The organism is Streptomyces sp. NBC_00523, from assembly GCF_036346615.1.
GTDB lineage: Bacteria > Actinomycetota > Actinomycetes > Streptomycetales > Streptomycetaceae > Streptomyces.
In genome coordinates, this window is record NZ_CP107836.1 from 561,743 (window position 1) to 585,975 (window position 24,233).

Consider the following 24,233-nt stretch of genomic DNA (forward strand, 5'->3'; position numbering starts at 1 on the left):
TGTACGGAACGAGGGAGGCCCGCGTGACGGCTCGGCTGGATACGGCGGAACGGATGAGCCGCGACGAGCTGGCGGCGCTCCAGCTGGAACGGCTGCGTGCCACGTTGCGCCACGCCTACGAGAACGTGGCGCACTACCGGGCCGCCTTCGACCGGGCGGGACTGAAGCCGGAGGACTGCCGCTCGCTCGCCGATCTGGCCCGCTTCCCGTTCACCACCAAGGCGGATCTGCGGGAAAACTACCCGTTCGGGATGTTCGCGGTCCCCGAGGACCAGGTCCGCCGCATCCACGCCTCCAGCGGCACGACGGGCCGCCCGACCGTCGTCGGCTACACCGGGAAGGACCTGGACACCTGGGCCGATGTGGTCGCCCGTTCCATCAGGGCGGCGGGCGGCAGGCCGGGGCAGAAGATCCATGTGGCGTACGGCTACGGGCTGTTCACCGGTGGTCTCGGGGCGCATTACGGGGCGGAGCGGCTGGGCTGCACGGTGATTCCGGCGTCCGGCGGCATGACGGCCCGCCAGGTGCAGCTGATCCAGGACTTCCGGCCCGACATCATCATGGTGACGCCCTCGTACATGCTGACCATCCTGGACGAATTCGAGCGGCAGGGCGTCGATCCGCGGACGACCTCGCTGAAGACGGGGATCTTCGGGGCGGAGCCGTGGACGGAGGAGATGCGGCGGGAGATCGAGGAGCGGTTCGCGATCGACGCCGTCGACATCTACGGCCTGTCCGAGGTGATGGGCCCGGGCGTGGCCCAGGAGTGCGTGGAGACGAAAGACGGGCTGCACATCTGGGAGGACCACTTCTATCCGGAGGTGGTCGACCCGGTCACGGGCGAGGTGCTGCCCGACGGGGAGCGGGGGGAGCTGGTGTTCACCTCGCTGACCAAGGAGGCCATGCCGGTCATCCGGTACCGGACGCGGGACCTGACCCGGCTGCTGCCCGGCACGGCCAGGGTGTTCCGGCGGATGGAGAAGGTGACCGGGCGCAGCGACGACCTGGTGATCCTGCGCGGGGTGAACCTCTTCCCGACGCAGATCGAGGAGATCGTGCTCCGTACCCCGGGGGTGTCGCCGCACTTCCAGCTGCGGCTGACCCGGGAGGGGCGGCTCGATGTGCTGACGGTGCGGGCGGAGGCCAGGACCGGGGCGACGCCGGAGCAGCGGGCGGCGGCCGCCGTGTCGGTCGCGGCGGCGGTCAAGGACGGGATCGGGGTGTCGGTGGGCGTCGAGATCGTGGACCCGGAGACGCTGGAGCGGTCGGTGGGCAAGTTCCGGCGGATCGTGGACGAGCGCCCGTAACTTCCGCGCAGTCCACGGGGGTTGCTGTGGCAGGATGGGCCGGAATGACCGTCGTCCGCAGGAGGACTCGTGTTCTCCCGCCGAGGGATTGGGGAGCACACCATGACGGCAGGCCCGTCCGGCACACCGGTCGACACCAGCAGGCCGCACCCGGCCCGTGTCTACGACTACCTCCTCGGCGGCAAGGACCACTACCCGGTCGACCAGGAACTCGGCGAGCAGATGCCGGAGCTGGCGAAGGTGGGGGTCGCGCAGAACCGGGCCTTCATGCACCGGTCGGCCGCCTGGGCTGCGCGGGCGGGCATCGACCAGTTCCTGGACATCGGGACCGGCATCCCGACCCGGCCGAACCTCCACCAGATCGTCCAGGAGGTGAACCCGGCGGCCCGGATCGTCTACACGGACAACGATCCGATCGTCCTGCGGCACGCGGAGGCGCTGCTCGTCAGCGCCCCCGAGGGCGCGACCGATTACCTCGAAGCCGATGTGCGCGACCCGGAGAAGATCCTCGCCCACGCCCGTACGGTGCTGGACTTCGACCGGCCGGTGGCACTGTCGATGATCGCCCTGATGCACTTCCTGGCCGAGAAGGACGATCCGTACGGCATCGCCCGCACCCTGGTGGACGCGCTGCCCCCCGGCAGTTGTCTGGCGCTGTCCCACTTCACGGTGGACTTCCTCGTCGTCGACCAGGAGGCGCTCGACCGCTACCGGTCGAGCGGCATCACGCTGCAACCCCGCGACCGCGCGGAGGTGGCCCGCTTCTTCGACGGGCTCGACATGGTCGACCCCGGGCTGGTGCCCGCGCCGCGGTGGTACAACGGCACGCCCCCGCCGGAGCCCCAGGACGCCACCGACACCATCTACACGGGGGTGGGCCGCGTCCGGTGAGACGCGGCCGGGCGGCCGTCAGGCGAGGCGGTCGCGCAGTTCCCGCTTGAGGATCTTGCCGCTGGCGTTGCGCGGGAGGGCGTCCGCGAACACGACCCGCTTGGGCGCCTTGAAGTGGGCGAGGCGTTCGCGGGCGTGCGCGATCAGCTCGTCCTCGGTGGCCTCGCCCTTCAGGACGACGACGGCGGTGACGGCCTCGATCCAGCGCTCGTCGGGCAGCCCGACGACGGCGGTCTCGGCGACGGCGGGGTGGGTGTAGAGGGCGTCCTCGACCTGCCGGGAGGCGACGAGGACCCCGCCGGAGTTGATGACGTCCTTCACCCGGTCGACCACCGTGAAGTAGCCGTCCGCGTCCCGGACCGCGAGGTCGCCGGAGTGGAACCAGCCGTCCCGGAATGCCTCCGCGCTCTCCTCCGGCTTGTCCCAGTAGCCGGTGCACAGCTGGGGCGAGCGGTAGACCACCTCGCCCTGGGTGCCGTCGGGGACCTCCTTGCCCTGCTCGTCCACGACCCGGGCCTCCACGAAGAGGACGGGCCTGCCGCAGGAGTCCATCCGGCCCTCGTGCTCGTCCGGGCCGAGCACGGTGGCCAGCGGGCCGATCTCGCTCTGCCCGAAGCAGTTGTAGAAGGCCAGCCCGGGCAGCCGGTCGCGGAGGCGTTCCAGCACGGGGACGGGCATGATCGACGCCCCGTAGTACGCCTTGCGCAGGCCGCCGAGGTCGCGGGCGGCGAAGTCCGGGTGGTTGGCGAGGCCGATCCAGACGGTGGGCGGGGCGAAGAGGCTGTCGGCCCGCCCCGACTCGACCAGGTCGAAGATCCGGGCCGCGTCCGGTGCGTCCAGGACCGTGTTCTCGGCGCCCACCGCGAGGTAGGGCAGCAGGAACACATGCATCTGCGCCGAGTGGTAGAGGGGCAGCGCGTGGACGGGCCGGTCCCCGGCGCGCAGGTCGAGCGCGGTGATCGCGCTGACGTACTCGTGGACGAGGGCGCCGTGCGTCATCATCGCGCCCTTGGGGAGCGCGGTGGTCCCGGAGGTGTACAGCAGCTGGACCAGGTCGTCGGCGGCCGGTTCGCGCGCGGGGGTGAACGGGCGGGGGGTGCCCAGGCCGGCCAGCAGCGACCCCTCGTCGTCGCGCAGCGCCCGTACGGCGAAGCCCTCGGGGATACGGTCCGCGAGGGCCGGGTCGGTGAGGACCAGGGAGCTGGCGGACTGGCGCAGGATGTACGCCAGGTCGTCGCCGGTGAGGTTCTGGTTGACGGGCACGTGGACGAGCCCGGCCCGGGCGCAGGCGAGGAAGGCGATGAGGTACGCGTCCGAGTTGTGGGCGTAGGCAGCGACCCGGTCGCCCGGGCGCAGCGCGTGGCCCTCGGTGAGGGCGGCGGCCGCGGTGGAGACGGCCTCGTCCAGCTCGCGGTAGGTCCAGGCCCGGCCGGCGTACCGCAGGGCGGTGCGTGCGGGGGTGCGCCGTGCGCTGCGGGTCAGGACGCCGTCGACTGTGCTGCTGCGTACACCGGTCATGGCGTGATCCTGTGCGGCCGGGGCGCGGCGGTCAAGGATCTGACGCGACATCAGATTCTTTACCGTTCACGCCCCTACGGGACGGCGGGTCCTGACAGTACTCTCTGCTCGGCAGGAAGTTTCACGCTCGGAAGAGATTTCGAAAGTTACTTTCAGGCAGCGAGAAGGGGTTGTGCATGACGGAGGACACGGCGGCCGGGGAGATCAGCCGGCGGAGGCTCGGCGGTGGGATGCTGGCCCTGGGCGGGGCACTCGCCCTGGCGCCGATCCCGTTCGCGGGCACGGCGTCCGCCACGGAGCCGGGGACGGGGTCGTCACAGATGCACGCGGGCAGGGGCGCGAAGCCGACGCTGCGGCGCGGATCGGCCGCCCGTGCCGGGCTGTTGCGGGAACCGCTCGACCAGCTGGTCACCGAGGCGGAGCGCTATCTCGGCGCCTCGCCGAAGCACCCGTGGTACGCGGGCGCGGTGCTGCTCGCGGGCCGGGGCGGGACGGTGGCGCTGCACCACCCGATCGGCAAGGCGGTGCGCTACTCGGCGTACGACGAGACGACCGACACCGGGGTGGAGTTCCCCGAGGACCAGCAGATCGCGATGGCCGAGGACACGGTCTTCGACCTGGCGTCGGTCTCCAAGCTGTTCACCTCGATCCTGGCCGTGCAGCAGATCGAGCGCGGCGCTCTGGAGCTGGAGGCGACGGTCGCCTCCTATCTGCCGGAGTTCGCGGGCGGCGGCAAGCAGGACATCACGATCCGTCAGCTGCTCACCCACACCTCGGGGTTCACCGCCTGGATCCCGCTCTACAGCGCGCCGACCCGGGAAGGGAAGCTGGAGCTGCTGTGGAAGGAGGTCCCGGTCAACCCGCCGGGCACGGTCTACCTTTATTCCGACCTGAACCTGATCTCTCTCCAGCTCGTCCTGGAGAAGCTGACCGGGCGGACCCTGGACGTCCTGCTGCGCGAGCGGATCACCGCTCCGCTCGGGATGCGGCGCACCCGCTACAACCCGCCCGCCTCCTGGAAGCCGAAGATCGCCGCGACCGAGGACGCCCGGCTCCCCTGGTCCGGGCTCGACCGCGGCCTGGTCTGGGGCGAGGTGCACGACGAGAACGCGTTCAGCCTGGACGGGGTCGCCGGGCACGCCGGGGTGTTCTCCTGCGCCTGGGACCTGGCGGTCCTGGCGCGCACCCTGCTCAACGGCGGGGTCTACGGGCGCGCCCGCATCCTGTCGGAGGACTCGGTCGACCTGCTGTTCACCGACTTCAACACGGCGTTCCCCGGTGACGCGCACGGCCTGGGCTTCGAGCTCTACCAGCACTGGTACATGGGCGCCATGGCCACGCCCCGGACGGCCGGGCACACCGGCTTCACCGGGACCAGCCTGGTCCTGGACCCGTCCACGGACTCGTTCCTGATCGTGCTGGGCAACTCGGTGCACCCGGTGCGCAACTGGCGGTCCGGCAGCGCCCCGCGGGTGGCCACCGCCAACCAGATGGCCCGGGCCGTCGCGGTCCGCCCGGCCCGGGGCCGTACCGCCTGGTTCTCCGGGATGGCGAGCGCGTCCACGGCCACTCTGGCGCTGCCCGCCCTGCCGCTCGCCTCCTCGCGGGCCCGGCTGAGCTGCGCGCTGTGGTGGGACACCGAACCGGCGTCGGACTTCCTGTACCTGGAGGCTTCGGCGGACGGCGGTGCCACCTGGCAGCCGGTCCCGTTCACCACCACCCCGACCGGGCAGGGCGGGCGCCCCCGGCCCGAAAACCACCCGGACGGCTCGCTGTCCGGCTGGTCGGGCCGGGTCTGGCACCGCCTCGACGCGGACCTCGCACAGTGGCGCGGCACCGGGACCGTGCTGCGATGGCGGTACACGACGGACCAGTTGTACGTGGGCCGCGGGGTGTACGTGGACGCCGTCCGGGTCGAGGACGGCGGCCGTACGGTCTTCGACGAGAACCGGCCGGGTGACGCCCGGCGCATCACGGCCGTGGGCTGGGCCGCTTCGGCGGACTGACCGCCGCTCCTCCGGGGAACGGGGTCCCGGAGGCCGGAACGCGCACGTCCGGCCTCCGGGATGGGTAGGCTCACGCCGCACGCCGAGCGGGCGGCCCGAGCCGCGCCGCGTACGGCCCGGAACCGAACCCTCGAGGATGCGCGGCATGAGCACCTACGGCAACGGCCCCTGGGGACCGCCCGGCGGGCCCGGCCCCGGACAGCCCGGCCCTGGTCCCGGACCCGGCCCGTACCCCTACCCGTACCCCGTCGGCCCGCAGCCCCCGTCGCCGTTCCCGACCCGGCCGCCGCTGTCGCGCGGACGGCGGATCCTCAAGTGCGTCTACAACCCGTTCTACGCGGCCCAGCGCGCCTTCCGCCCCTCGCGGCCGGACACCGTCGAGGACCCGACGGTGCGCAGGATCCAGAACTGGCGGACCGGGCTCGGCGTCGTCGCCTGGCTCGTCCTGGTCATGTCGTACAAGCCGGTCGGCAGCGCCAAGGGTGTCGGGGAGGTGGCGGACGACAAGTTCGGCGACAGCTGGATCAGCACGCTCGTCCTGGTGTGCGCGTTCCCGTTCGTGATCGCCCTGTTCGCGTTCGCCGCGCGGGGCGCTCTGCGCGGGCTCTACCTGCGGAGGTCCCTGAAGTCCTTCGGGGCGGTGGCGGCGCTGATGGGGTCGATGGCCACGTTCCCGCTGGCCATGGCACCCGACGCGGCGACGACCGCCTTCCGCGACGCCGTCGGAACCCCCGGCAAGGTCGTGATCATCACGCTCTGCGCGTGGTCCTTGGGCTTCGCCCTGTACGGGATCTGGCTCTGCCTCACGCATGTGTTCCGCACGGCCGACATCCACGAGGTGCTGCCGCCGGTCCTCGCCACCTTGCTGGTCTGGGTGATGGCGGCCCTCGCCGTGTTCACCAACGAGAACGCGGAGGTCCCCGCCCCGGCCCGGATCGCGTTCCTGCTCGGCGGGCCGGTGTCGGTGACCGTGCTGTCGTGCTGGGAGCTGTACCGGCTGGGCAAGTACCACGACGTGAGCGTGCGTCAGGCGCTGGGCCGCTAAGCGCCCCCTGGTCACAACCTCAGCGCCGCCATCGCCGCGTTGTGGCCGGGGACCCCGCTCACCCCGCCTCCGCGCACCGCGCCCGCCCCGCACAGCAGGACATTGGGGTGCGGGGTCTCCACGCCCCAGCGGCCGGTGGTCTCCGTGGCGTAGGGAAAGGCGAGGTCGCGGTGGAAGATGTGGCCGCCCGGCAGGCGCAGGTCGCGTTCGAGGTCGAGCGGGGTCTTCGCCTCGATGCACGGCTCGCCGTTCGCGTCGAGCGCCAGGCAGTCGGCGAGCGGCTCCTCCAGGTGCGCGTCGAGTTCCGCGAGGGTGGCCCGGAGCAGGGTGGCGCGGGCGGTGTCGTTGTCGTCGGCGAAGAGGCGGGCCGGAGTGTGCAGGCCGAAGAGGGTCAGGGTCTGGTAGCCCCGGGCGGCGAGGTCCGGGCCGAGGATCGAGGGGTCCGTCAGCGAGTGGCAGTAGATCTCGGACGGCGGTGCGGCGGGCAGCCGTCCGGCCGAGGCGTCCCGGTGGGCGGCGGCGAGCTGCCCGTACCCCTCCGCGATGTGGAACGTACCGGCGAACGCTTGGCGCGGGTCCACCGACCGGTCGCGGAGCCGGGGCAGCCGGGTGAGCAGCATGTTCACCTTGAGCTGGGCGCCCTCGGCGGGCGTCGGCGGCTCGTCCCCGAGGAGGGCGGCGAGGGCCTGCGGGGACGCGTTGACCAGGACCCGGTGTGCGCCGACGGTGTGTTCGCCGTCGGCCGTGCGTACGGTCACCTCGGCGCGCGCTCCGTCGGTGTCGATCCGCAGCGCCTCGTGACCGGTCCTGATCCGCGCGCCGGCGGCCAGGGCGGCCCCGGCGAGGGCGTCGGTGAGGGCACCCATGCCGCCGACCGGGACGTCCCAGTCACCGGTGCCGCCGCCGATGACGTGGTAGAGGAAGCAGCGGTTCTGGAGCAGTGAGGCGTCGTGGGCGTCGGCGAACGTGCCGATCAGCGCGTCGGTGAGGACCACGCCGCGTACCAGGTCGTCCGCGAAGTGCTCCTCGACGGCGACGCCGACGGGCTCCTCGAACAGCATGCGCCAGGCGTCCGCGTCGCCGATCCGCTCCCGCAGCGCCTCGCGGGTGGGCAGCGGTTCGGTCAGGGTCGGGAAGACGCGGCCGGCGAGCCGCCCGGTCATCGCGTAGAAGCGCTGCCACGCCTCGTACTCCCGGTCCGAACCGGTGAGTGCGGCGAAGGAGTCGCGGGTTCCCCCGCCGCCGACGAGGAGGCCGGTGGGCCGTCCGTCGCGGACGGCCGGGGTGTACGAGGACACGGTCCGCTTGCGTACGGCGAAGTCCAGGCCGAGGTCGCGGACGATCTTCCGCGGGAGCAGCGAGACCAGGTAGGAGTAGCGGGAGAGCCGGGCGTCGACCCCGGCGAAGGGGCGGGTCGAGACGGCCGCTCCCCCGGGGGCCGGGAGCCGCTCCAGGACCAGCACCCGTTGGCCGGCGCGGGCCAGATAGGCCGCCGCGACCAGGCCGTTGTGGCCACCGCCCACGATCACCGCGTCATAGCTGTCCCGTACCGTCATGCCCCTTGGTAACACGGCGCGGGCGGCCGGGCCAGGGCGTGCGGCCGGTCAGGACTGCGGGCGGCCGGCCCGTTGCCGGAGCGCGGCCACCTCGCGGTAGAGGTCGGCGGCCTCGCGGGCGCGGCCCAGCTGTTCGAGGCAGTGCGCCTCGTCGTCGCGGCCGGCGAGCGTGTCCGGGTGGGCGGGGCCCAGCAGCCGGGTCCGGGCGTCGGCGACCTGCCGGTACACGGCGAGCGCGTCCGTCCAGCGCCCGAGCCAGCCGAGGGCGACGGCGACCTCGCGGCGGCTGACGAGGGTGTCGGGGTGGTCGGGGCCCAGGACGTGTTCCCGGGCACCGCACACCGCCTGCGCCTCGGCCAGGGCCTCGTCCCAGCGGGCCAGCCGGCCGAGGTTGACGCCCAGTCCGTGGCGGGCGCGCAGGGTCTCCGGGTCGGTCGGGCCGTTGACCCGAATGCGGTCGGCGACGAGTGCGCGGTACAGCTCCAGGGCGTCGGCGCTGCGGCCGAGGCGGCCCAGGCTGATGCCGACCTCGTAGCGGGTGGCGAGGGTGTCCGGGTGCTCGGAGCCGAGCAGCCGGGTCCGTGCCTCGGCGACCTGGCGGTACGTGTGCAGGGCTTCCGTCCAGCGGCCGAGGCGGCCCAGCGTGTAGCCGACCTCGTAGAGCGTGACCAGGGTGTCCGGGTGGTCGGCGCCCACCACCCGGGCGCGGGCGGCGGCCACGTCGCGGGCCATGCGGTACGCCTCCTCCAGGCGCCCCAGTCTGCTGAGGCTGAAGGCCAGGTTGTGGCGGCAGCGCAGGGTGTCGGGGTGGTCGGGGCCCATCGCGCGCTCCCGTGACGCGAGCACGGAGGTGTGCAGTTCGTGGGCCTCGGTGTGCCGGCCGAGGCGGCCGAGCGCGTACGCCATCTGCTGGCGGGCGGCGAGCGTCTCGCTGTGCTCGGGGCCCAGCGCGCGGGCGCGGTCCTCGGCGATGCGCCCGAACTCGCGCAGCGCGTTCTCCGCCCGCTCCTTGCGGGTGGGGCCGGGGCTCAGCACGTGGCGGTCGGCGCGGGGGCCGGGCGGGGCGGTCCCGGTGGTCCAGGCGAGGGTGAGGCCCGCCGCGTGGTCGGGGGGTGCCAGCGGGGTCACCGCGCCCGTCGCCTTGTGGCCGCCGGTCATCGTGTGCGCCCAGGCGGGCAGCGGCGCGGCGGGGGTGGGCGCCGGGCCGGGGAGGGTGACGGGGGCGGTCGGTGCCTCGCCGGCCGGGCCTGGGGCGTGTCCGGAAAGTCCCGTCGTACGCCCGGAGGGCGTGGCCTGCGGCGTCTGGTGCGTGCTCTCGGCGTGCCGGCCGACATCCCTCGTACTGGACGTACTAGGGATTTCGGCCGGTGCGGCGAGAGTGCGTGCCAGGCGCCGCGGGCCAGACGGGACTTCACGGACACGGCCGAGGAAGGGCTGCTCGCCGGTGCGGCCGACGGCGATGCGGCGGCGCAGGTCGTGGGCGTCGGCCGGGCGTTCCTCGGGGGTCTTGGCGAGCAGGTCGAGGACGACCCGGTCGAAGAACCCGGGGAGTTCGGCGCGGTGGGAGCGCAGGGGTTCGGGCGGGGTGTCGCGGTGGCCGACGAGGATGCCCCAGGAGTCCCCCAGGTCGAAGGGCGGGGCCCCGGTGGCGATCTCGTACAGCACGCAGCCCAGCGAGTAGAGGTCGCTGCGGTGATCGACCTGGCCGCCGCTGATCTGCTCGGGCGACATGTAGTGCGGGGTGCCCATGGCGATGCCGACGCCGGTGAGCCGGGAGCTGACCGGGATGCCGTGGCCCGGCCGGGCGATCCCGAAGTCGCAGATCTTCACCGTGCCGTCGGACAGCCGCATGATGTTGGCGGGCTTGAGGTCGCGGTGGACGATGCCCTGCTGATGGGTGTAGCCGAGAGCGTCCGCGACCTGTTCGGCGATGTCCACGATGTCGTCCACGGGCAGCGGGTGCTGCTCGTTGTCCTCCAGGAGCTGGCTGAGGTTGCGGCCGTCCAGCAGCTCCATCACGAGGTAGAGCACGCCCTCGTACTCGCCGAAGTCGTGGACGACGGTGACGCCCCGGTGCTGGAGGGCGGCGGCGACCCGGGCCTCGCGGCGGAAGCGTTCGCGGACGATGCGGGTGTAGTCCTCGTCGTGCTGGGCGCTCATCGGCTTGAGGCATTTGACGGCGACCTGGCGGCCCAGCGCTTCGTCGCGGGCGCGCCAGACCTCGCCCATCCCGCCGCGACCGATCAGGTCGAGCAGCCGGTACCGGCTCTGGATCAGCCTGGTTTCCGCCATCCCTGTTGCCGCCCCCGTCGTTCAGCCCGCTGTCGCCGCACCCTCCCCGGTGCGTCCAGTATGGCTGCCTGCCTCTTCAGTGTGTACGGGGTGGGGCGGCTGCCGGGTCCGAGCCGCGCCATCGCGTTCATGATGTGACCGGGCGGAAGCCGCCAGCGCAGCCGTGCGGGAACGGCGCGGAGGAGCACCCCGGCGGCGCGCAGCCGCCGGTCCACGGCGGCGGGCGGCGGCGCCGTCCTCCCGTACAGCTCATGGGCGAACGGCGGCAGCGACTGGTACGCGAGGGTGGCGACGCGCCGCCACAGCAGGGCCCGTACGGGGACGAGGAGCGGGGGCACGGGCGGGCGGCGCAGGAAACTGTCGACGTCCAGCGCCTCCGGGGTCCGGGCGAGCCGGGGCCGTATGCGGGCGAAGTAGTCGGCCATCTCGGCGGTGGTCGCGGGCACGGCCTCGGGGTCGAGGCCGACGAGCCGGGCGCCGTGCCGGTGTTCGGCGAGGTACTGGTCGGCCTGCCGGGCGGTCAGCGGATAGCCGGAGCGGCGCAGGACCTGGAGGTAGGAGTCGGCTTCGGCGCAGTGCACCCACAGCAGCAGTTCGGGCTCGTCCACGCCGTGGATGCTCCCGGTCGCCGGGTCGGTGACCTTCAGGCGGGCGTGGATCTTCCGGACCCGGGCGCCCGCCTTCTCGGCGGCCTCGGTGGTGCCGTAGGTGATGGTGCCGACGAAGCCCGCCGTGCGCATGAGGCGGCCCCAGGCGTCCTCGCGGAAGTCGGAGTTCTGCATCACGCCGCGCACGGCGAGGGGGTGGAGCGCCTGGAGGTAGAGGGCCCGCACCCCGGCGATCCACATCATTGGGTCGCCGTGCAGCTGCCAGGTGACCGATGCGGGTCCGAAGAGCCCGGGGTCGGCTTCCGTCATGTGCGTGTCCCTCCCGCTCGGGGCGTTCCGGCCGGTGCGGACGTCAGCGGGCGCCGGGCGCGGCGGCGACGCGTTCCAGCACGGTATCGAGGTCGGCGCGGGACCACCAGGAGCCCTCCCGCAGCACCCCGGCGATTCGGCGCAGCGCGGTGTGGTCCGTCAGCGGGCCCTCGTCGAGCAGCACCAGGTCGGCGGGCATGCCGGGGGCGATGCGGCCGGACGCCTCCGGCTCGCCGAGGAACCGGGCGGGCTCGGTCGTGGTCATGCGCAGGATGGTCAGCGGGGCGAGACCGGCCTCGGCGAGCAGGTCGGACTCGTCGTGCAGCGAGAAGCCCGGGATGATGTGGGCCGCCCCGCAGGCGTCGGTGCCCGCGACCATCGGGACCCCGGCGTAGGCGAAGCTCCTGGTCAGCCGGAGCTGGGCGGCCCAGTGGTGGCGCAGGGCGTCGCGGGTGACGCCGGGGAGCCGGGCGGACTTCCGTACCGACTTGTCCCAGGCCCGCAGCTCCCCGGGCGCCATTTAGCGGCGCCTCGGGTCCCCGGTGTGCTCGGGGGCGTCGCCGAACTGCTGGGTGTGGACCCGGATCAGGGTGGGGCACTGCCAGGTGGTGTGCGCGGCGAAGAGGGCCGCCAACTCCTCGGCCTTCTCCTGGTCGTACGAGCCGTCGGCGAGCTCGTAGGCGTGGGCCTCGCGCTCGGAGGTGTGGGCGGCCGGGTTCACGACCATGCCCTTGATCAGCTTCGTCACCAGCCGCTCGGCGCCGGGGAACCTCAGCCTGGGGAGCGGCGGGAGCTTGCGGGTGGCGTTGCGGGCGCGTACTTCGGCCTCGCGGGAGGAGGCGGCGGCGAACACGGTTACGCCGGGGCCCAGGTGCTCGATCGACATCCTGTATCTCGGCGTCGTCCACGACACCCCGCGGAGGAGGCGCTCCTGAGCACGTCTGTGCGTGCTCGGCCTCCGGTCCCAGGGCCCGCGCGATCAGGTCCTGCCGCAGGCCCGGCACACGTACCGGCCGCGCGTCCCGTACCCGATTCACCGCCGTGACCGGCCGACTCTACGACTTTACGGACCCGCCCCAGGGCCTTTCCGGAGGCGGTCCAGGAGGGCCGCCTCCGCGGTGTCGGAGTGCGTGCCCTCCCAGCTGGCCAGGGGGACGGCCCGCAGGTGGCGGCCCTGCGGGTCGAGGAGGTGCCCGGCGAGCTTCATCGGCCAGAGGGTGAGCGCCCGGTCGGCCACCGTCAGCTCGGGGTGGCGGGCGGTCAGCCGGGTCTCGAAGGCGCCGATGTCGTCCACCGAGCGCAGCCAGGCGGCCAGGAGCAGGTTGTGCGGGCCGGTCAGCGAGGCGCAGAGCCGGATCTCGCGGATCTGGCTGATGCTCTTCGCGAGCTGGGGCGCCCGGCTCTGCGGCACCGCCGCCCAGTACGAGACCGAGACCGGCCAGCCGGAGAGCGACCGTGCCACCTCGCACCGGTAGGAGAGCGCCCGGTCGGCGTCAAGGCGGTCAAGGCGGCGGCGGACGGTCGTCGGGCTGAGCCCGGTGCGTTCGGCGATGTGGGCGACGGGCCGGCGCGGGTCCTCGCCGAGGACCCGGACGAGTTCGAGGTCGCGCTCGGGAACGGTGTGGGTGGGCTGCCGGTGCGGGGCGGGCGGGGCGAGCTTGCGGCGCTGCTCCTCGGTGAGGCGGTCGAGCCGCCAGCGGCTGCCCTCGGTGTGCAGGGTGGTGGCGACCTGTGTGCGGGAGGCCGCGACGCCGTCGAGGGCGCCGAGGCGGAAGCCGACGTACCGGGCGAGCTGGGCGTGGTCCGTGAAGACCGCGGTGATCACGAGGTCCCGGCTGCCGCTGACGTGCTCCAGGTTGAACACGTGCGGGTCGTCCGCGATGTGGCCGGCCACCTCGTGCAGCCGCCCGGGGACGCAGTCCACCTCGATGAACGCGACGAGGGTCCAGGTGTGCGGGCCGCTCGCCGCGACCGAGGGGTGTACGCCGATCCAGGCGTGCCCGGCCTGGGTGAGCCGGGCCCAGCGCCGGGCGACCGTCGAGGCGTCGATGTCGAGCACGTCCCCGATGGTCCGCCAGTCCGCGCGCGGCGCGATCTGGAGCGCGGTGACGAGGAGCAGATCGAGTTCGTCCAGCACGGGGCCGCCCTCCGGGGTGGTGGTTGTCGGCAAACGATCCGCCTGTTCCGGAGGATCCGTGCACAAGAGCCGGTCTGTTCGGCCGGATCGGCACCATACCAGGCATGTTCGCACGCACTGACGCCCTCGCCTTCGAAGACTCCCTGGTCCGGCTGCGCCACGCCCTGCACCGGCAGCCCGAGCTCGGTCTCGACCTCCCCCGCACCCAGCGGGCCGTCCTGGACGCCCTGTCCGGGCTGCCCCTGGAGATCACCACCGGCAGCCGGCTCACCTCGGTGACCGCCGTGCTGCGTGGCGGCCGCCCCGGCCCCGCCGTGCTGCTGCGCGGTGACATGGACGCGCTGCCCGTCCAGGAGGACAGCGGGGTGCCGTACGCCTCCGAGGTGCCGGGCCGGATGCACGCCTGCGGCCACGACGTGCACACCGCCGGGCTGGTCGGGGCCGCCATGCTGCTGGCGGCGCGGCGCGAGGAGCTGGCGGGCGACGTGGTGTTCATGTTCCAGCCGGGCGAGGAGGGCATGGGCGGCGCCCCGCTGATGATCGAGGAGGGCGTGCTCGACGCGGCCGGGACCCGGGTCGTCGCCGCGTACGCGCTGCACGTCACCTCCGCGGTGCTGCCCGTCGGCACCGCCGCCGTACGGCCGGGCCCGATGCTCGCCGCCTCCGACGAGGTCACCGTCCGCGTGGTGGGCGCCGGCGGTCACGGCTCTTCGCCGCACCTGGCCAAGGACCCGGTCCCGGCCGTCTGCGAGATGGTCACCGCGCTCCAGACCCTGGTCACGCGCACCGTCGACATCTTCGACCCGGCCGTGATCACCGTGGGCTCGCTGCACGCGGGCTCAGCCGGGAACGTCATCCCCGGGACCGCCGAGTTCACCGCCACCATCAGGACGTTCTCCGAGGAGACCCGGGCCCGGGTCCGGGCCGCCCTGGAACGGACCGTGCGGGGCATCGCCGCCGCGCACGCCCTGACCGCGACGACCGACTACCGCGACGGCTACCCGGTCACCGTCAACGACGCCGCCGAGGCCGCGTTCGCGCTGCGTACCGCGCGCGAAGTGCTCGGCGCCGCGCAGGTCTTCGAGGCGCCGCGCCCGATCGCCGGTTCCGAGGACTTCTCGTACGTGCTGAACGAGGTGCCGGGCGCCTACGTGGGCCTCGGCGCGTGCCCGGCCGGTCAGGATCCGTCGGTCGCCCCCATGAACCACTCGGCGCAGGCGGTCTACGACGACCGGTCGGTGGCGGACGCCGCCACCCTCCTGGCCGGGCTCGCGGCGCGGCGCCTCCAGGAGGCCGGCGACCGCGCGGAGCAGCCGTCATGAGCACGACGGAGTCGGCAGGGGCCGCCCGCACCGGCACCACGTCCGTCGGCGCGGTCGTCGGGCTCCTCGTCCTCTTCGAGCTGACCAGCGGCTTCCTTCAGGGCGGGATCGCCCCGCTGCTGCCGGACATCGGCACGGAGCTGGGGATCGCGGACGCCGATCTCAACTGGGTGGTCGCCGCCCAGCTGCTGGCCGCCGCCGTGTCCGTGCCCGCGTTCGGCCGGCTCGGCGACGTGTACGGGCACCGCCTGATGCTGCGGGTCTCGCTGGTGTGCGTCGCCGTCGGCTCGCTGCTCGTGGCCTTCGCCCCCTCGCTGCCGGTGCTGCTGGCCGGCCGGGTGCTGCTGGGCCCGCTCGCCGCCCTGCTGCCGCTGGAGATCGCGCTCGTACGCGACCGGCTCTCCGTCGAACGTGCCCGCGGCGCCATCGCGCGCCTGGTCGGGGCGCTCACCCTCGGCACCCTGCTCGGCGGGGTGGTCATGGGCCTGGCGCACAAGGCGACCGGCGATGTCCGGATCACCCTGCTCCTCCCGGCCGTGCTGGCCCTGCTCTGCGTCCCTGTCTCGTTCCTGGCGATCCCGGAGTCCACCCGGACGCCGGGCGCCCGGCTCGACTGGCCGGGCGTGGGCCTGCTGAGCCTGGCGGTGCTCCTGCTGCTCGTGGGGATCTCCGCGGCGAAGACCGGCCCGCTGCTCTCCGGCGCGGTGCTGGTCCCGGTGCCGCTCGCCCTGCTGGCGGGCGCGGTGTGGGCGGTGCGCGAGCTGCGGGTGCCGGATCCGCTGGTGGACCTGCGGGCGCTGGCCGACCGCAGTGTCGCCCCGTACTTCCTGTGCGCGGCGGCGTTCGGTGTCGTCTACTTCGGCAGCCTGGCCCCGGACTCCACGTTCCTCGCGGCGGACCCGGAGCGCACCGGTTACGGCTTCGGGCTCTCCGCCCTCGCCATCTCGCTGATCGCCCTGCCCGCCGGGGTCGCCGCGGTCGTCTGCTCCTCACTGACCGACCGCATCGCGGGGCGCCTCGGCTACCGCCCCGCGCTGATCGCCTCGTTCGCCCTGATCGGCGTGAGCTTCCTGTCCACCGCCGCGTTCCACACGGCGATCTGGCAGCTGGTGGCGGCCAAGGTGCTCGCGGGCGCCGGGATCGGCGTGGCGCTCGGCGCGCTGCCCACGGTGATCGCGGAGGCCGGTGCCCCCTCCCGTACGGGGATCACCGCGGCCCTGTACAACAACGTGAAGACCCTGGGCGGGGCGGTCGCCGGAGCGGTCATCGCGGTCATCCTGGCGACCCCGGCGTCCGAGACCGGAAGCGCCGTCCCCGACACCCAGGAGGCGGCGAGCGAGTCCGGGTACGTCACGGTCTGGCTGCTGTGCGCGCTGCTCTCGGCGGGCGCGGCCGTGGCGGCGGCCGCCGCGCGGCGTGGGGCGGCGGATTAACCGGGGCGGGCGGAGCGCCCGGCTTGTCATACTGCTCCGATGACCGACGCACCTGCCCCCGCACTCGACTCACTGGCCGGGCTCGCCTTCGGTGACGCCTTCGGCGACCGCTGGTTCGGCATCCTGCGCCGCGAGGGCGCCGAGGCCCTGGAGGCGCGGACACTGCCCGAGGAGCCCGTGTGGCGGTGGAGCGACGACACCGCGCAGGCGCTGGTCCTGGTCCGCGAACTCGCCGAGGGCGAAGGCGCCGTGGACCAGGACCGGTTCGCCCGGCGCCTCGCCGAGGAGTACGCCGCCGACACACACCGCGGCTACGGCGCCTCGATGCACGACGTGCTGCGCCGGATCGGTGCGGGCGAGCCCTGGCAGGAGCTGGTGTCCGCGCAGTTCGAGGGCATGGGGTCCTGGGGCAACGGGGCGGCGATGCGCGTCGCCCCGCTCGGCGCCTGGCACGCCGCGGACCTGGACACGGCCATGGAGCAGGCCGCCCGCCAGAGCGCGGTCTCGCACCACCACCCGGAGGCCGCCGCCGGGGCGGTGGCGGTTGCCGTGGCCGCGGCGCTGGCCGTGCGCGGCCGGGGCGGTCCGGCGCCCGGGCGCGCCGCGTTCCTCCAGGAGGTCGCCGCGCACCTGTCCGACAGTGAGGTGCGCTCGGGCATCCGGATCGCGTCCCGGATGCCCGCCCGCACCTCGGTCCGCCACGCGGCGGAGGTCCTGGGCTCCGGCTACCGGATGTCCGGGCCGGACACCGTCCCGTTCGCACTGTGGTGCGCGGCGGGGCACCTGGACGACCTGGAGGAGGGGCTGTGGTGCACGGTGGCGGGGCGCGGTGACATCGACACCACCTGCGCCATCGCGGGAGGCGTGATCGCCGCCCGTACCGGCGTCGCCGCCCTGCCCCCGGCCTGGCACACGGCACGCGAGCCGCTGCCGGAGTGGGCGGCGCTCAGCGCCTGACCGCGCGCAGTACGACGAACTTCGGGTCGCCCGCCACCGTCGCGCAGTTGCCGAAGACCCGGCGCAGGGTGGTGTGGTGGCCCAGGTGCCGGTTGGCGACGACCCAGAGCTCGCCGCCCGGGCGCAGGGCGCGCCGGGCCCCGTGGAACATGGTCCGGGCGGTCGCGTCGGTGGTGGCCTGGTGGGAGTGGAACGGCGGGTTGTTGAGGACCAGGTCGGCGCTTCCGGGCTCGGCGTCGGCCAGTCCGTCCCCGACGACGAAGCGCGCCCGGTCGTCCGGCCCGGCGTTGTCGCGGAAGGTCGCCTCGGCCGAGGCCACGGCCTGGTACGACTCGTCCACGAAGGTGAGGGTGGCGTCGGGGTTGGCGAGGGCGGCGGCGAGGCCGAGGACGCCGTTGCCGCAGCCGAGGTCCACGACGCGGTCGGGGCCGCTGCGGTCCGGCAGGTGCTTGAGGAAGAAACGGGTGCCGATGTCGAGCCGGTCGGCGCAGAAGATCCCGGCGTGGTTGGTGACGGTACGCCCGGCGGCCGCCCCGGCATCCGGGGGCAGCGCGTAACGCAGCGGCCAGGGGCTGGGGGTGCGGGGCAGGGCGGGGTCCGGGGTGCAGTGGATGAGCCGGGCCTTGCGGACGGCGAGGGAGGTCCGGGTCGGGCCGATGATGCGCTCGAACAGGCTGAGCGTGGAGGTGTGGATCTCCTTGACCATCCCGGTGCCGACGACGACCGTGCCGGCGTGCACGGCGGGCGCGATGCGGTGGAGCTGGTCCTCCAGGAGCGCGAGGCTCTTCGGCACGCGTACGAGGAGGACGTCGACGCGGTCCGGCGGAGTGTCGCGCGGGGACATGAGGCGCACCGCTCCGGCGGGCAGCCCATTCCGCTCCAGGTTCGCGGCGGTGGCCCGCTGCCCGAGGTAGGAGTCGCTGATCTGTACGGGGTGGTGCGCGGCCAGGACCGTACTCAGGGCGCCCCAGCGGTCGCCGATCACGACGACGTTCCCCGAGACGTCGACCGCCTCCTCCAGGTGCTGGAGCAGATAGGCGTCGGCCGCGTCCCAGGCACGGAACGGGTCGCGGGGGTCCTCGGGGAAGCGGGCGAGGTCGTATCCGGCCTCTGACGTCGTCAAACGGTTCATTGTGCGTTCAGGCTAACCGAGCGGCGCCCGGCGCCCGTACCACGCAGGGGGCGCGACGGCCGTGGCCGCCGCGCCGTACCGCCGGCTACGGCAGTCGCTTGTCCAGGGCCGCCCGGCCCTCCCTGGCCAGGGTGCGCTCCGCCCACTGGAGGTTCGCCGGGGTCAGGTCCCGCCCGGACGCGAGCACCAGGTCCTCGGCGGACGGGTTGTCCGTGGCGCCGGTGTGCAAGAGGTCGTCCGGAGTCAGGCCCCGGGTACTGGATACGGATTCGGACTCGTCGCTCATGCCGCCTCCTTGTCCTTCCCGTCATTCTCGCCCGCCCCCGGCGCTCCCGCATCCGAGACCGGGACGGGGTTCCGGAACGGGTTCCGGGCCCTCACTTGACCTGCACATGATAGATACGTGGGGTTCACACATCGTGACGGTCCGCATGGAAGGCTCCCGCGTACACATAGCGGACACGACCACCGCGGAGCCGTCCCCCACCCCGTGACGGCGCCGCGGTGCGCGTATTCCCGGAGAGGACACCCCACATGTCCCGTCGTCACCTTCCCGCGCGCCACGCACTGCCCGCCGCGCTCGCCGCGCTCGTGGTGTTCAGCGGCACGGCCGCCGCCGCGCCCGTCCCGACGCCACCACCCACCGCCGCCTCCGCGCTCTCCGCGCTGGACGACACGTACTACCAGGACGCGACCGGCAAGACCGGCGCCGCGCTGAAGAGCGCCCTGCACACGATCATCAGCGACCAGAGCAAGCTCACCTACAGCCAGGTCTGGGACGCCCTGAAGGACACCGACGAGGACCCGGCGAACTCCTCGAACATCATCGAGCTGTACACCGGGCGCTCCGAGCCGAAGAGCAACAACGGCGGCAGCACCGGCCAGTGGAACCGCGAACACGTCTGGGCCAAATCCCACGGCGACTTCGGCACGGCCACCGGCCCCGGCACCGACATCCACCACCTGCGCCCGTCCGACGTCCAGGTCAACTCCACGCGCGGCAACAAGGACTTCGACAACGGCGGTACGGAGCTGAGCGACGCCCCGGGCAACTACACCGACTCCGACTCCTTCGAACCGCGCGACGCGGTCAAGGGCGACGTGGCGCGGATGATCCTCTACATGGCCGTGCGCTACGAGGGCGACGACGCGTTCCCCGACCTGGAGCCCAACGACAGCGTGTCCAACGGCTCCTCACCGCACATCGGCCGGCTCTCCGTACTCAAGGCATGGAGCGAGCAGGACCCGCCGGACACCTTCGAGAAGCGGCGCAACGACGTCATATACGAGGACTACCAGCACAACCGGAACCCGTTCGTGGACCACCCCGAGTGGGTGGAGGCCATCTGGTGACGGACCCGCGCCTCTGACACCGGCCGCCGGCCGTCAGCTCCGCTCCGCCTGGGCGATCCGGGGGAACGACTTGACGCCGGCGGCCTTGCGGCTGTTGGCGTGCTGGCTGACGGTCTTGTCGGTCGGCGCGTCCGGGAAGCCGAGCACCACGGAGTCCAGCACCTTGCCCGACGCATCCACGAACTCGACGCGCACGGCGAAGAACGCTTCCTCGCCGCTCCGGTTGGTCACCCGCACCAGGGCGCTGCGGAACTTCTCCCCGGACTGGACGGCGATGCCGTTGACGGAGACGTCGTCCACCGCGTTGCCCTTGCCCTCGACACCCTTGAGGGTCGCCGCGGCCTTCTGCCGGTTGCGCTCGGCGTCGGCGGAGACGGAGGCGGCGAACTCGTCCGGGGTGCGCTCGCTACGGGTCGGGCTCGGGCTCGCCGTCGGCTCGGCCGAGAGCGTGCGGGTGCTTCTGGCCGTACCCGGCGACGAGGTGTCGGAGTCACCGCAGGCGGCCGCCCCGGCGACGAGCACCGCGACGAGTACGGCGGGGGTCAGGCCGCGGAAGGCGCAGCCTCGGAAGGGGCGCCGCGCGGGGCCGGTCCGGTTCACAAACGCTCCGTCCACGAAGCGGGCACGGAGAAGCAGCGCTTCCCGCACCCGGGATGACCAACTCGCCCATATTACGATCAAAAGGTATGAATTGACTCGTTGAATCACCCGCCCCGCACGCAGTGCGCGCAATTCCCCGGGAGGGAACTGATGGACACGGACGCCCTGACCGCCGGCCTGCTGCAGGAGCTCCGCCGGAGCAGGCCCTATCCCGCCCTGTCCCTGACCATGCCGACCCACCGGCGCGCCCCGGACAACGCCCAGGACGCCGTACGGCTGCGCAACCTGCTGTCGGAGGCCCACAACCGGCTGGAGGCCGACCCGCAGGCCGACCGGGAGACCTGTGCCGCGATCAAGCGGCAGCTCGACCGCGCGGCCGGTGAACTCGACCAGCGCCGGGCCCTGGACGCGCTGGTGCTCCTCGCCACCGCCGACGAGTACCAGATCTGGCGGCTGCCGCGTACCGCACCCGAACGGGTGGTGCTGAGCGACAGCTACCTCACCCGCAACCTGGTCGCCGCGAAGGCGCAGGCCCGCCCCTTCTGGGCGCTGACCGTGGCCGCCGACCACGCCGCCCTCTTCAGCGGCACCACCGAGTCCGCGCAGGAGGCCCACGTCGGCGGCTTCCCGCTGGCCGCCCCGCGCGAGGAGTTCAACCCGCAGCGCATGGAGCAGATCGGGGACACGGCGAGCAACTTCGCCAGCGAGGACACCCGCAACTTCCTGCGCACGGTGGACGAGAAGCTGCGCGCCGTCCTGGCCACCGACCCCCGCCCGCTGTACCTGGTGGGCATCGCACCGGCGCTCGCACTGTTCGACGAGGTCAGCGAGTGCGCCAAGGACGCGGTCGGCCGGGTCACCAAGGGCGCGCCCGCCGACAACGCGCCCCGCGACCTGCTCACCGAGCTGCGCCCGGCCCTGGACGCGCGGCGCGAGCACTTCGCGAAGGAGATCGAGGGGCGGCTGGACGCGGCGCGCGGCCGCAAGGCGTTCGCCGGCGGTCTGGACGAGGTGTGGGCCGCGGTGCGCGAGGGCCGCGCCGGTCTGGTGGCCGTGGAGGAGCACTACCAGCAGACGGTACGGGTCGACCAGGAGCACCTGAAGCCGGTGACCGACGACGTGGTGGACCCGTCCGACGCGAGCGTCCGCGAGGACGTCGTGGACGAACTGGTCGAGGCGGCGCTGGACAGCGGCGCGGAGGTGTTCTTCGTCGCGGACGACTCGCTGAAGGGGCACGGCCGCATCGCGGCCGAACTGCGCTTCTGAGCCCGCGCGGTACGCGGTGAGGGCCCGGACGAGGATTCTCGTCCGGGCCCTCACCGTGTGCCTGGGGCGGCTCAGCCCTCCCAGGTCCAGTCGGCGACCTCGGGCAGGTCGGTGCCGTGTTCGCGGATCCAGGCGTGGTGGCGGGTGCGGGTGTCGGCCATCTCCTGCCGCACCGCCACGGCGCGTACGCCCAGGCCGGGCACCCGGTCGATGACGTCCATGACCAGCCGGTAGCGGTCGAGGTCGTTGCGGACGACCATGTCGAAGGGCGTGGTGGTCGTGCCCTCCTCCTTGTAGCCCCGCACGTGCAGTTCGCCATGGCCGCTACGGCGGTAGGCCAGCCGGTGGATCAACCACGGGTAGCCGTGGTAGGCGAAGATGACCGGCCTGTCCCGGGTGAACAGCGCGTCGTACTCGGAGTCCGGCATGCCGTGCGGGTGCTCGGAGTGCGGCATGAGCCGGGCCATGTCGACCACGTTGACCACCCGCACGGCCAGCTCCGGCAGATGGCGCCGGAGCAGCTGGGCCGCCGCCAGTGTCTCCAGCGTGGGTACGTCACCGGCGCAGGCGAGGACGACGTCGGGCTCCCGGCTGCCGTCCTCCGTGCCCGCCCACTCCCAGAGACCGGCGCCGCGCGCGCAGTGCACCCGGGCTTGGTCGAGGGTGAGCCAGTCGAAGCTGGGCTGCTTGCCGGCCACGATGACGTTGACGTAGTCCCGGCTGCGCAGGGCGTGGTCCGCGACGGAGAGCAGGGTGTTGGCGTCCGGCGGCAGGTAGACGCGTACGACTTCGGGGCTCTTGTTGAGGATGTGGTCCACGAAGCCCGGGTCCTGGTGCGAGAAGCCGTTGTGGTCCTGGCGCCAGACGTGCGAGGTGAGCAGGTAGTTCAGCGAGGCGATGGGGCGGCGCCAGGCGAGGCGGCGCGAGGTGCGCAGCCACTTGATGTGCTGGTTGACCATCGAGTCCACGATGTGCGCGAAGGCCTCGTAGCAGGAGAACAGCCCGTGCCGCCCGGTCAGCAGATAGCCCTCCAGCCAGCCCTGGCACAGGTGCTCGGACAGGACCTCCATGACCCGGCCGTCGCGCTCCAGGTGCTCGTCCGTCGGCAGGGTGCGGGCCTGCCACGCCTTGCCGCTGACCTCGTACACCGCGTCGAGCCGGTTGGACGCCGTCTCGTCCGGGCCCACGAGCCGGAAGTCCCTGTGGTCCGCCGTCGCCGCCATGACCGCTTCGAGGAGACCGCCCAGGACGCGGGTGGGCTCGCGGAGCGTGGTGCCGGGGCGGTCGACGGGGACGGCGAACCCGTCGAGGTCCGGGACGGGCAGGTCGCGCAGGAGCAGGCCGCCGTTGGCGTACGGGCTGGCGCCGAGGCGGGCGGCGCCCTCGGGGACACAGGCCAGCACCTGTGCGGTCGGGCGGCCCTCGGCGTCGAAGAGTTCGTCCGGCCGGTAGGACCGCATCCACGCCTCCAGCTGGCGCAGATGGTCCGGGTTGTCGCGGACGCCGGGCAGCGGGACCTGGTGGGCGCGCCAGGTGCCTTCCACGGGCAGTCCGTCGACCTCGGCGGGCCCGGTCCAGCCCTTCGGGGTGCGCAGCACGATCATCGGCCAGCGCGGGCGTTCGGTCTCACCGCCGGTGCGGGCGGCGGCCTGGATCTCCGCGATGCGGTCGGCGGCGCGGTCCATGGCGAGAGCCATCGCCCGGTGCACGGCGCGGGGTTCGTCGCCCTCCACGTACAGCGGGTCGTGTCCGTAGCCGCGCAGCAGGGCGTCGAGCTCGGTGTGCGGGAGACGGGCGAGGACCGTGGGGTTGGCGATCTTGTAGCCGTTGAGGTGGAGGACCGGCAGGACGGCCCCGTCGTGGACCGGGTCGAGGAACTTGTTGGCGTGCCAGGACCCGGCGAGCGGTCCGGTCTCCGCCTCGCCGTCGCCGATGACGCAGGTGACCAGCAGTTCGGGGTGGTCGAGGGCGGCGCCGTAGGCGTGGGCGAGGGAGTAGCCGAGTTCGCCGCCCTCGTGGATGGAGCCGGGGGTCTCGGGGGCGACGTGGCTGGGGACGCCGCCGGGGAACGAGAACTGCTTGAACAGCAGGCCCATGCCTGCCGCGTCCCTGCTGACGTCCGGGTACACCTCCGAGTAGCTGCCCTCCAGCCAGGAACCGGCGAGGACGGCGGGCCCGCCGTGGCCGGGTCCCCAGATGCAGAGCGCCGGTGTTCCGCGCGCGCCGATGAGGCGGTTGAGGTGGGTGTACACGAGGTTGAGCCCGGGCGAGGTGCCCCAGTGTCCGAGCAGCCGGGGCTTGATGTGCTCGGGGGCGAGCGGCCGGGTCAGCAGGGGGTTGTCCATCAGGTAGATCTGCCCGACGGCCAGGTAGTTGGCGGCCCGCCAGTGCGCGTCCAGCGCGTCGAGCTCCTGGTCGGACGGGCCGGGCCGCGGTGGGGCGTCGCTCATGGTGACCTCTCGGCGGGGCGGGTTCGGGGGCGGGGGCGGGACGTCGCGGGC

20 protein-coding genes are annotated in these 24,233 nt (G+C 73.4%); 9 read left to right on the forward strand and 11 right to left on the reverse strand.

Annotated elements, in window-relative coordinates:
- Positions 1-23 precede the first annotated feature (23 nt).
- Together paaK and OHS17_RS02700 are read left to right on the forward strand one after the other, a co-directional pair.
- Positions 24-1,307 (forward strand): phenylacetate--CoA ligase PaaK, encoded by a 1,284-nt coding sequence (gene paaK, locus OHS17_RS02695; RefSeq protein ID WP_330310872.1) that lies wholly within the window; start codon positions 24-26, stop codon positions 1,305-1,307.
- Between the two features lie 102 nt (positions 1,308-1,409).
- Complete coding sequence (locus OHS17_RS02700) at positions 1,410-2,198, forward strand: SAM-dependent methyltransferase (protein WP_330310873.1); 789 nt, start codon at positions 1,410-1,412, stop codon at positions 2,196-2,198.
- Between the two features lie 18 nt (positions 2,199-2,216).
- Here the strand turns inward: OHS17_RS02700 and OHS17_RS02705 are convergent, their stop codons facing one another.
- Positions 2,217-3,716 (reverse strand): acyl-CoA synthetase, encoded by a 1,500-nt coding sequence (locus tag OHS17_RS02705; protein WP_330310874.1) that lies wholly within the window; start codon positions 3,714-3,716, stop codon positions 2,217-2,219.
- Between the two features lie 176 nt (positions 3,717-3,892).
- Between OHS17_RS02705 and OHS17_RS02710 the strand changes: the two genes are divergently transcribed.
- Complete coding sequence (locus OHS17_RS02710) at positions 3,893-5,722, forward strand: serine hydrolase (RefSeq protein ID WP_330310875.1); 1,830 nt, start codon at positions 3,893-3,895, stop codon at positions 5,720-5,722.
- A 145-nt stretch (positions 5,723-5,867) separates the two neighbouring features.
- Positions 5,868-6,767, forward strand: a complete 900-nt coding sequence (locus OHS17_RS02715) for a hypothetical protein (protein ID WP_330310876.1) — start codon at positions 5,868-5,870, stop codon at positions 6,765-6,767.
- Positions 6,768-6,778: 11 nt separating this feature from the next.
- Here OHS17_RS02715 and OHS17_RS02720 read toward each other — a convergent pair whose 3' ends face one another.
- From OHS17_RS02720 to OHS17_RS02745, 6 genes are all read right to left on the reverse strand, one after another.
- Positions 6,779-8,323 carry a phytoene desaturase family protein gene (locus OHS17_RS02720; protein ID WP_330310877.1) on the reverse strand — a complete coding sequence of 515 codons (1,545 nt, stop codon included), beginning with the start codon at positions 8,321-8,323 and terminating at the stop codon, positions 6,779-6,781.
- Between the two features lie 48 nt (positions 8,324-8,371).
- Positions 8,372-10,615 (reverse strand): serine/threonine-protein kinase, encoded by a 2,244-nt coding sequence (locus OHS17_RS02725; protein WP_330310878.1) that lies wholly within the window; start codon positions 10,613-10,615, stop codon positions 8,372-8,374.
- On the reverse strand, positions 10,597-11,532 hold the full coding sequence (locus tag OHS17_RS02730; protein WP_330310879.1) for an oxygenase MpaB family protein: 936 nt from the start codon (positions 11,530-11,532) through the stop codon (positions 10,597-10,599). The genes OHS17_RS02725 and OHS17_RS02730 overlap by 19 nt, the downstream gene beginning before the upstream one ends.
- A 43-nt stretch (positions 11,533-11,575) precedes the next feature.
- Entirely contained in the window at positions 11,576-12,052 is a 477-nt protein-coding gene (locus OHS17_RS02735) for an amidohydrolase family protein (protein WP_330310880.1), read from the reverse strand.
- Positions 12,053-12,418 (reverse strand): hypothetical protein, encoded by a 366-nt coding sequence (locus OHS17_RS02740; RefSeq protein ID WP_330310881.1) that lies wholly within the window; start codon positions 12,416-12,418, stop codon positions 12,053-12,055.
- Positions 12,419-12,595: 177 nt separating this feature from the next.
- Positions 12,596-13,669, reverse strand: coding sequence for an Lrp/AsnC family transcriptional regulator (locus tag OHS17_RS02745; RefSeq protein WP_383168452.1), 1,074 nt, complete (start codon positions 13,667-13,669; stop codon positions 12,596-12,598).
- A gap of 104 nt (positions 13,670-13,773) precedes the next feature.
- Between OHS17_RS02745 and OHS17_RS02750 the strand changes: the two genes are divergently transcribed.
- Genes OHS17_RS02750 through OHS17_RS02760 form a run of 3 tightly spaced genes read left to right on the forward strand, consistent with a single transcriptional unit; the run spans position 13,774 to position 17,381 of the window.
- Entirely contained in the window at positions 13,774-14,991 is a 1,218-nt protein-coding gene (locus OHS17_RS02750) for a M20 metallopeptidase family protein (protein ID WP_330310883.1), read from the forward strand.
- Positions 14,988-16,424, forward strand: coding sequence for an MFS transporter (locus OHS17_RS02755; protein ID WP_330310884.1), 1,437 nt, complete (start codon positions 14,988-14,990; stop codon positions 16,422-16,424). The genes OHS17_RS02750 and OHS17_RS02755 overlap by 4 nt, the downstream gene beginning before the upstream one ends.
- Before the next feature lie 39 nt (positions 16,425-16,463).
- Positions 16,464-17,381, forward strand: coding sequence for an ADP-ribosylglycohydrolase family protein (locus tag OHS17_RS02760; RefSeq protein ID WP_330310885.1), 918 nt, complete (start codon positions 16,464-16,466; stop codon positions 17,379-17,381).
- Here OHS17_RS02760 and OHS17_RS02765 read toward each other — a convergent pair.
- Complete coding sequence (locus OHS17_RS02765; protein ID WP_330310886.1) at positions 17,371-18,513, reverse strand: methyltransferase; 1,143 nt, start codon at positions 18,511-18,513, stop codon at positions 17,371-17,373. The two genes, OHS17_RS02760 and OHS17_RS02765, sit on opposite strands and share 11 nt — an antisense overlap.
- Before the next feature lie 85 nt (positions 18,514-18,598).
- Positions 18,599-18,799: a hypothetical protein gene (locus OHS17_RS02770; RefSeq protein WP_330310887.1), complete on the reverse strand. Its 201-nt coding sequence runs from the start codon at positions 18,797-18,799 to the stop codon at positions 18,599-18,601.
- Between the two features lie 248 nt (positions 18,800-19,047).
- Here OHS17_RS02770 and OHS17_RS02775 point away from each other — a divergent pair, with 248 nt between their 5' ends.
- Positions 19,048-19,866 (forward strand): endonuclease I family protein, encoded by an 819-nt coding sequence (locus OHS17_RS02775; protein WP_330310888.1) that lies wholly within the window; start codon positions 19,048-19,050, stop codon positions 19,864-19,866.
- 33 nt (positions 19,867-19,899) lie between these two features.
- Here the strand turns inward: OHS17_RS02775 and OHS17_RS02780 are convergent, their stop codons facing one another.
- Positions 19,900-20,466, reverse strand: coding sequence for a hypothetical protein (locus tag OHS17_RS02780; protein WP_330310889.1), 567 nt, complete (start codon positions 20,464-20,466; stop codon positions 19,900-19,902).
- Positions 20,467-20,616: 150 nt separating this feature from the next.
- Here OHS17_RS02780 and OHS17_RS02785 point away from each other — a divergent pair, with 150 nt between their 5' ends.
- Complete coding sequence (locus OHS17_RS02785) at positions 20,617-21,732, forward strand: baeRF3 domain-containing protein (protein ID WP_330310890.1); 1,116 nt, start codon at positions 20,617-20,619, stop codon at positions 21,730-21,732.
- A 71-nt stretch (positions 21,733-21,803) separates the two neighbouring features.
- Here the strand turns inward: OHS17_RS02785 and OHS17_RS02790 are convergent, their stop codons facing one another.
- Entirely contained in the window at positions 21,804-24,182 is a 2,379-nt protein-coding gene (locus tag OHS17_RS02790) for a phosphoketolase family protein (protein ID WP_330310891.1), read from the reverse strand.
- Positions 24,183-24,233 lie beyond the last annotated feature (51 nt).

What these genes read in the sequence shown, in the direction of transcription:
- OHS17_RS02700 (WP_330310873.1), top strand. Translation starts at nt 1,410, where the DNA reads ATGACGGCAGGCCCGTCCGGCACACCGGTCGACACCAGCAGGCCGCAC.
- OHS17_RS02705 (WP_330310874.1), bottom strand. Translation starts at nt 3,716, where the DNA reads ATGACCGGTGTACGCAGCAGCACAGTCGACGGCGTCCTGACCCGCAGC.
- OHS17_RS02710 (WP_330310875.1), top strand. Translation starts at nt 3,893, where the DNA reads ATGACGGAGGACACGGCGGCCGGGGAGATCAGCCGGCGGAGGCTCGGC.
- OHS17_RS02715 (WP_330310876.1), top strand. Translation starts at nt 5,868, where the DNA reads ATGAGCACCTACGGCAACGGCCCCTGGGGACCGCCCGGCGGGCCCGGC.
- OHS17_RS02720 (WP_330310877.1), bottom strand. Translation starts at nt 8,323, where the DNA reads ATGACGGTACGGGACAGCTATGACGCGGTGATCGTGGGCGGTGGCCAC.
- OHS17_RS02725 (WP_330310878.1), bottom strand. Translation starts at nt 10,615, where the DNA reads ATGGCGGAAACCAGGCTGATCCAGAGCCGGTACCGGCTGCTCGACCTG.
- OHS17_RS02730 (WP_330310879.1), bottom strand. Translation starts at nt 11,532, where the DNA reads ATGACGGAAGCCGACCCCGGGCTCTTCGGACCCGCATCGGTCACCTGG.
- OHS17_RS02735 (WP_330310880.1), bottom strand. Translation starts at nt 12,052, where the DNA reads ATGGCGCCCGGGGAGCTGCGGGCCTGGGACAAGTCGGTACGGAAGTCC.
- OHS17_RS02740 (WP_330310881.1), bottom strand. Translation starts at nt 12,418, where the DNA reads ATGTCGATCGAGCACCTGGGCCCCGGCGTAACCGTGTTCGCCGCCGCC.
- OHS17_RS02750 (WP_330310883.1), top strand. Translation starts at nt 13,774, where the DNA reads ATGTTCGCACGCACTGACGCCCTCGCCTTCGAAGACTCCCTGGTCCGG.
- OHS17_RS02755 (WP_330310884.1), top strand. Translation starts at nt 14,988, where the DNA reads ATGAGCACGACGGAGTCGGCAGGGGCCGCCCGCACCGGCACCACGTCC.
- OHS17_RS02760 (WP_330310885.1), top strand. Translation starts at nt 16,464, where the DNA reads ATGACCGACGCACCTGCCCCCGCACTCGACTCACTGGCCGGGCTCGCC.
- OHS17_RS02765 (WP_330310886.1), bottom strand. Translation starts at nt 18,513, where the DNA reads ATGAACCGTTTGACGACGTCAGAGGCCGGATACGACCTCGCCCGCTTC.
- OHS17_RS02770 (WP_330310887.1), bottom strand. Translation starts at nt 18,799, where the DNA reads ATGAGCGACGAGTCCGAATCCGTATCCAGTACCCGGGGCCTGACTCCG.
- OHS17_RS02775 (WP_330310888.1), top strand. Translation starts at nt 19,048, where the DNA reads ATGTCCCGTCGTCACCTTCCCGCGCGCCACGCACTGCCCGCCGCGCTC.
- OHS17_RS02785 (WP_330310890.1), top strand. Translation starts at nt 20,617, where the DNA reads ATGGACACGGACGCCCTGACCGCCGGCCTGCTGCAGGAGCTCCGCCGG.
- OHS17_RS02790 (WP_330310891.1), bottom strand. Translation starts at nt 24,182, where the DNA reads ATGAGCGACGCCCCACCGCGGCCCGGCCCGTCCGACCAGGAGCTCGAC.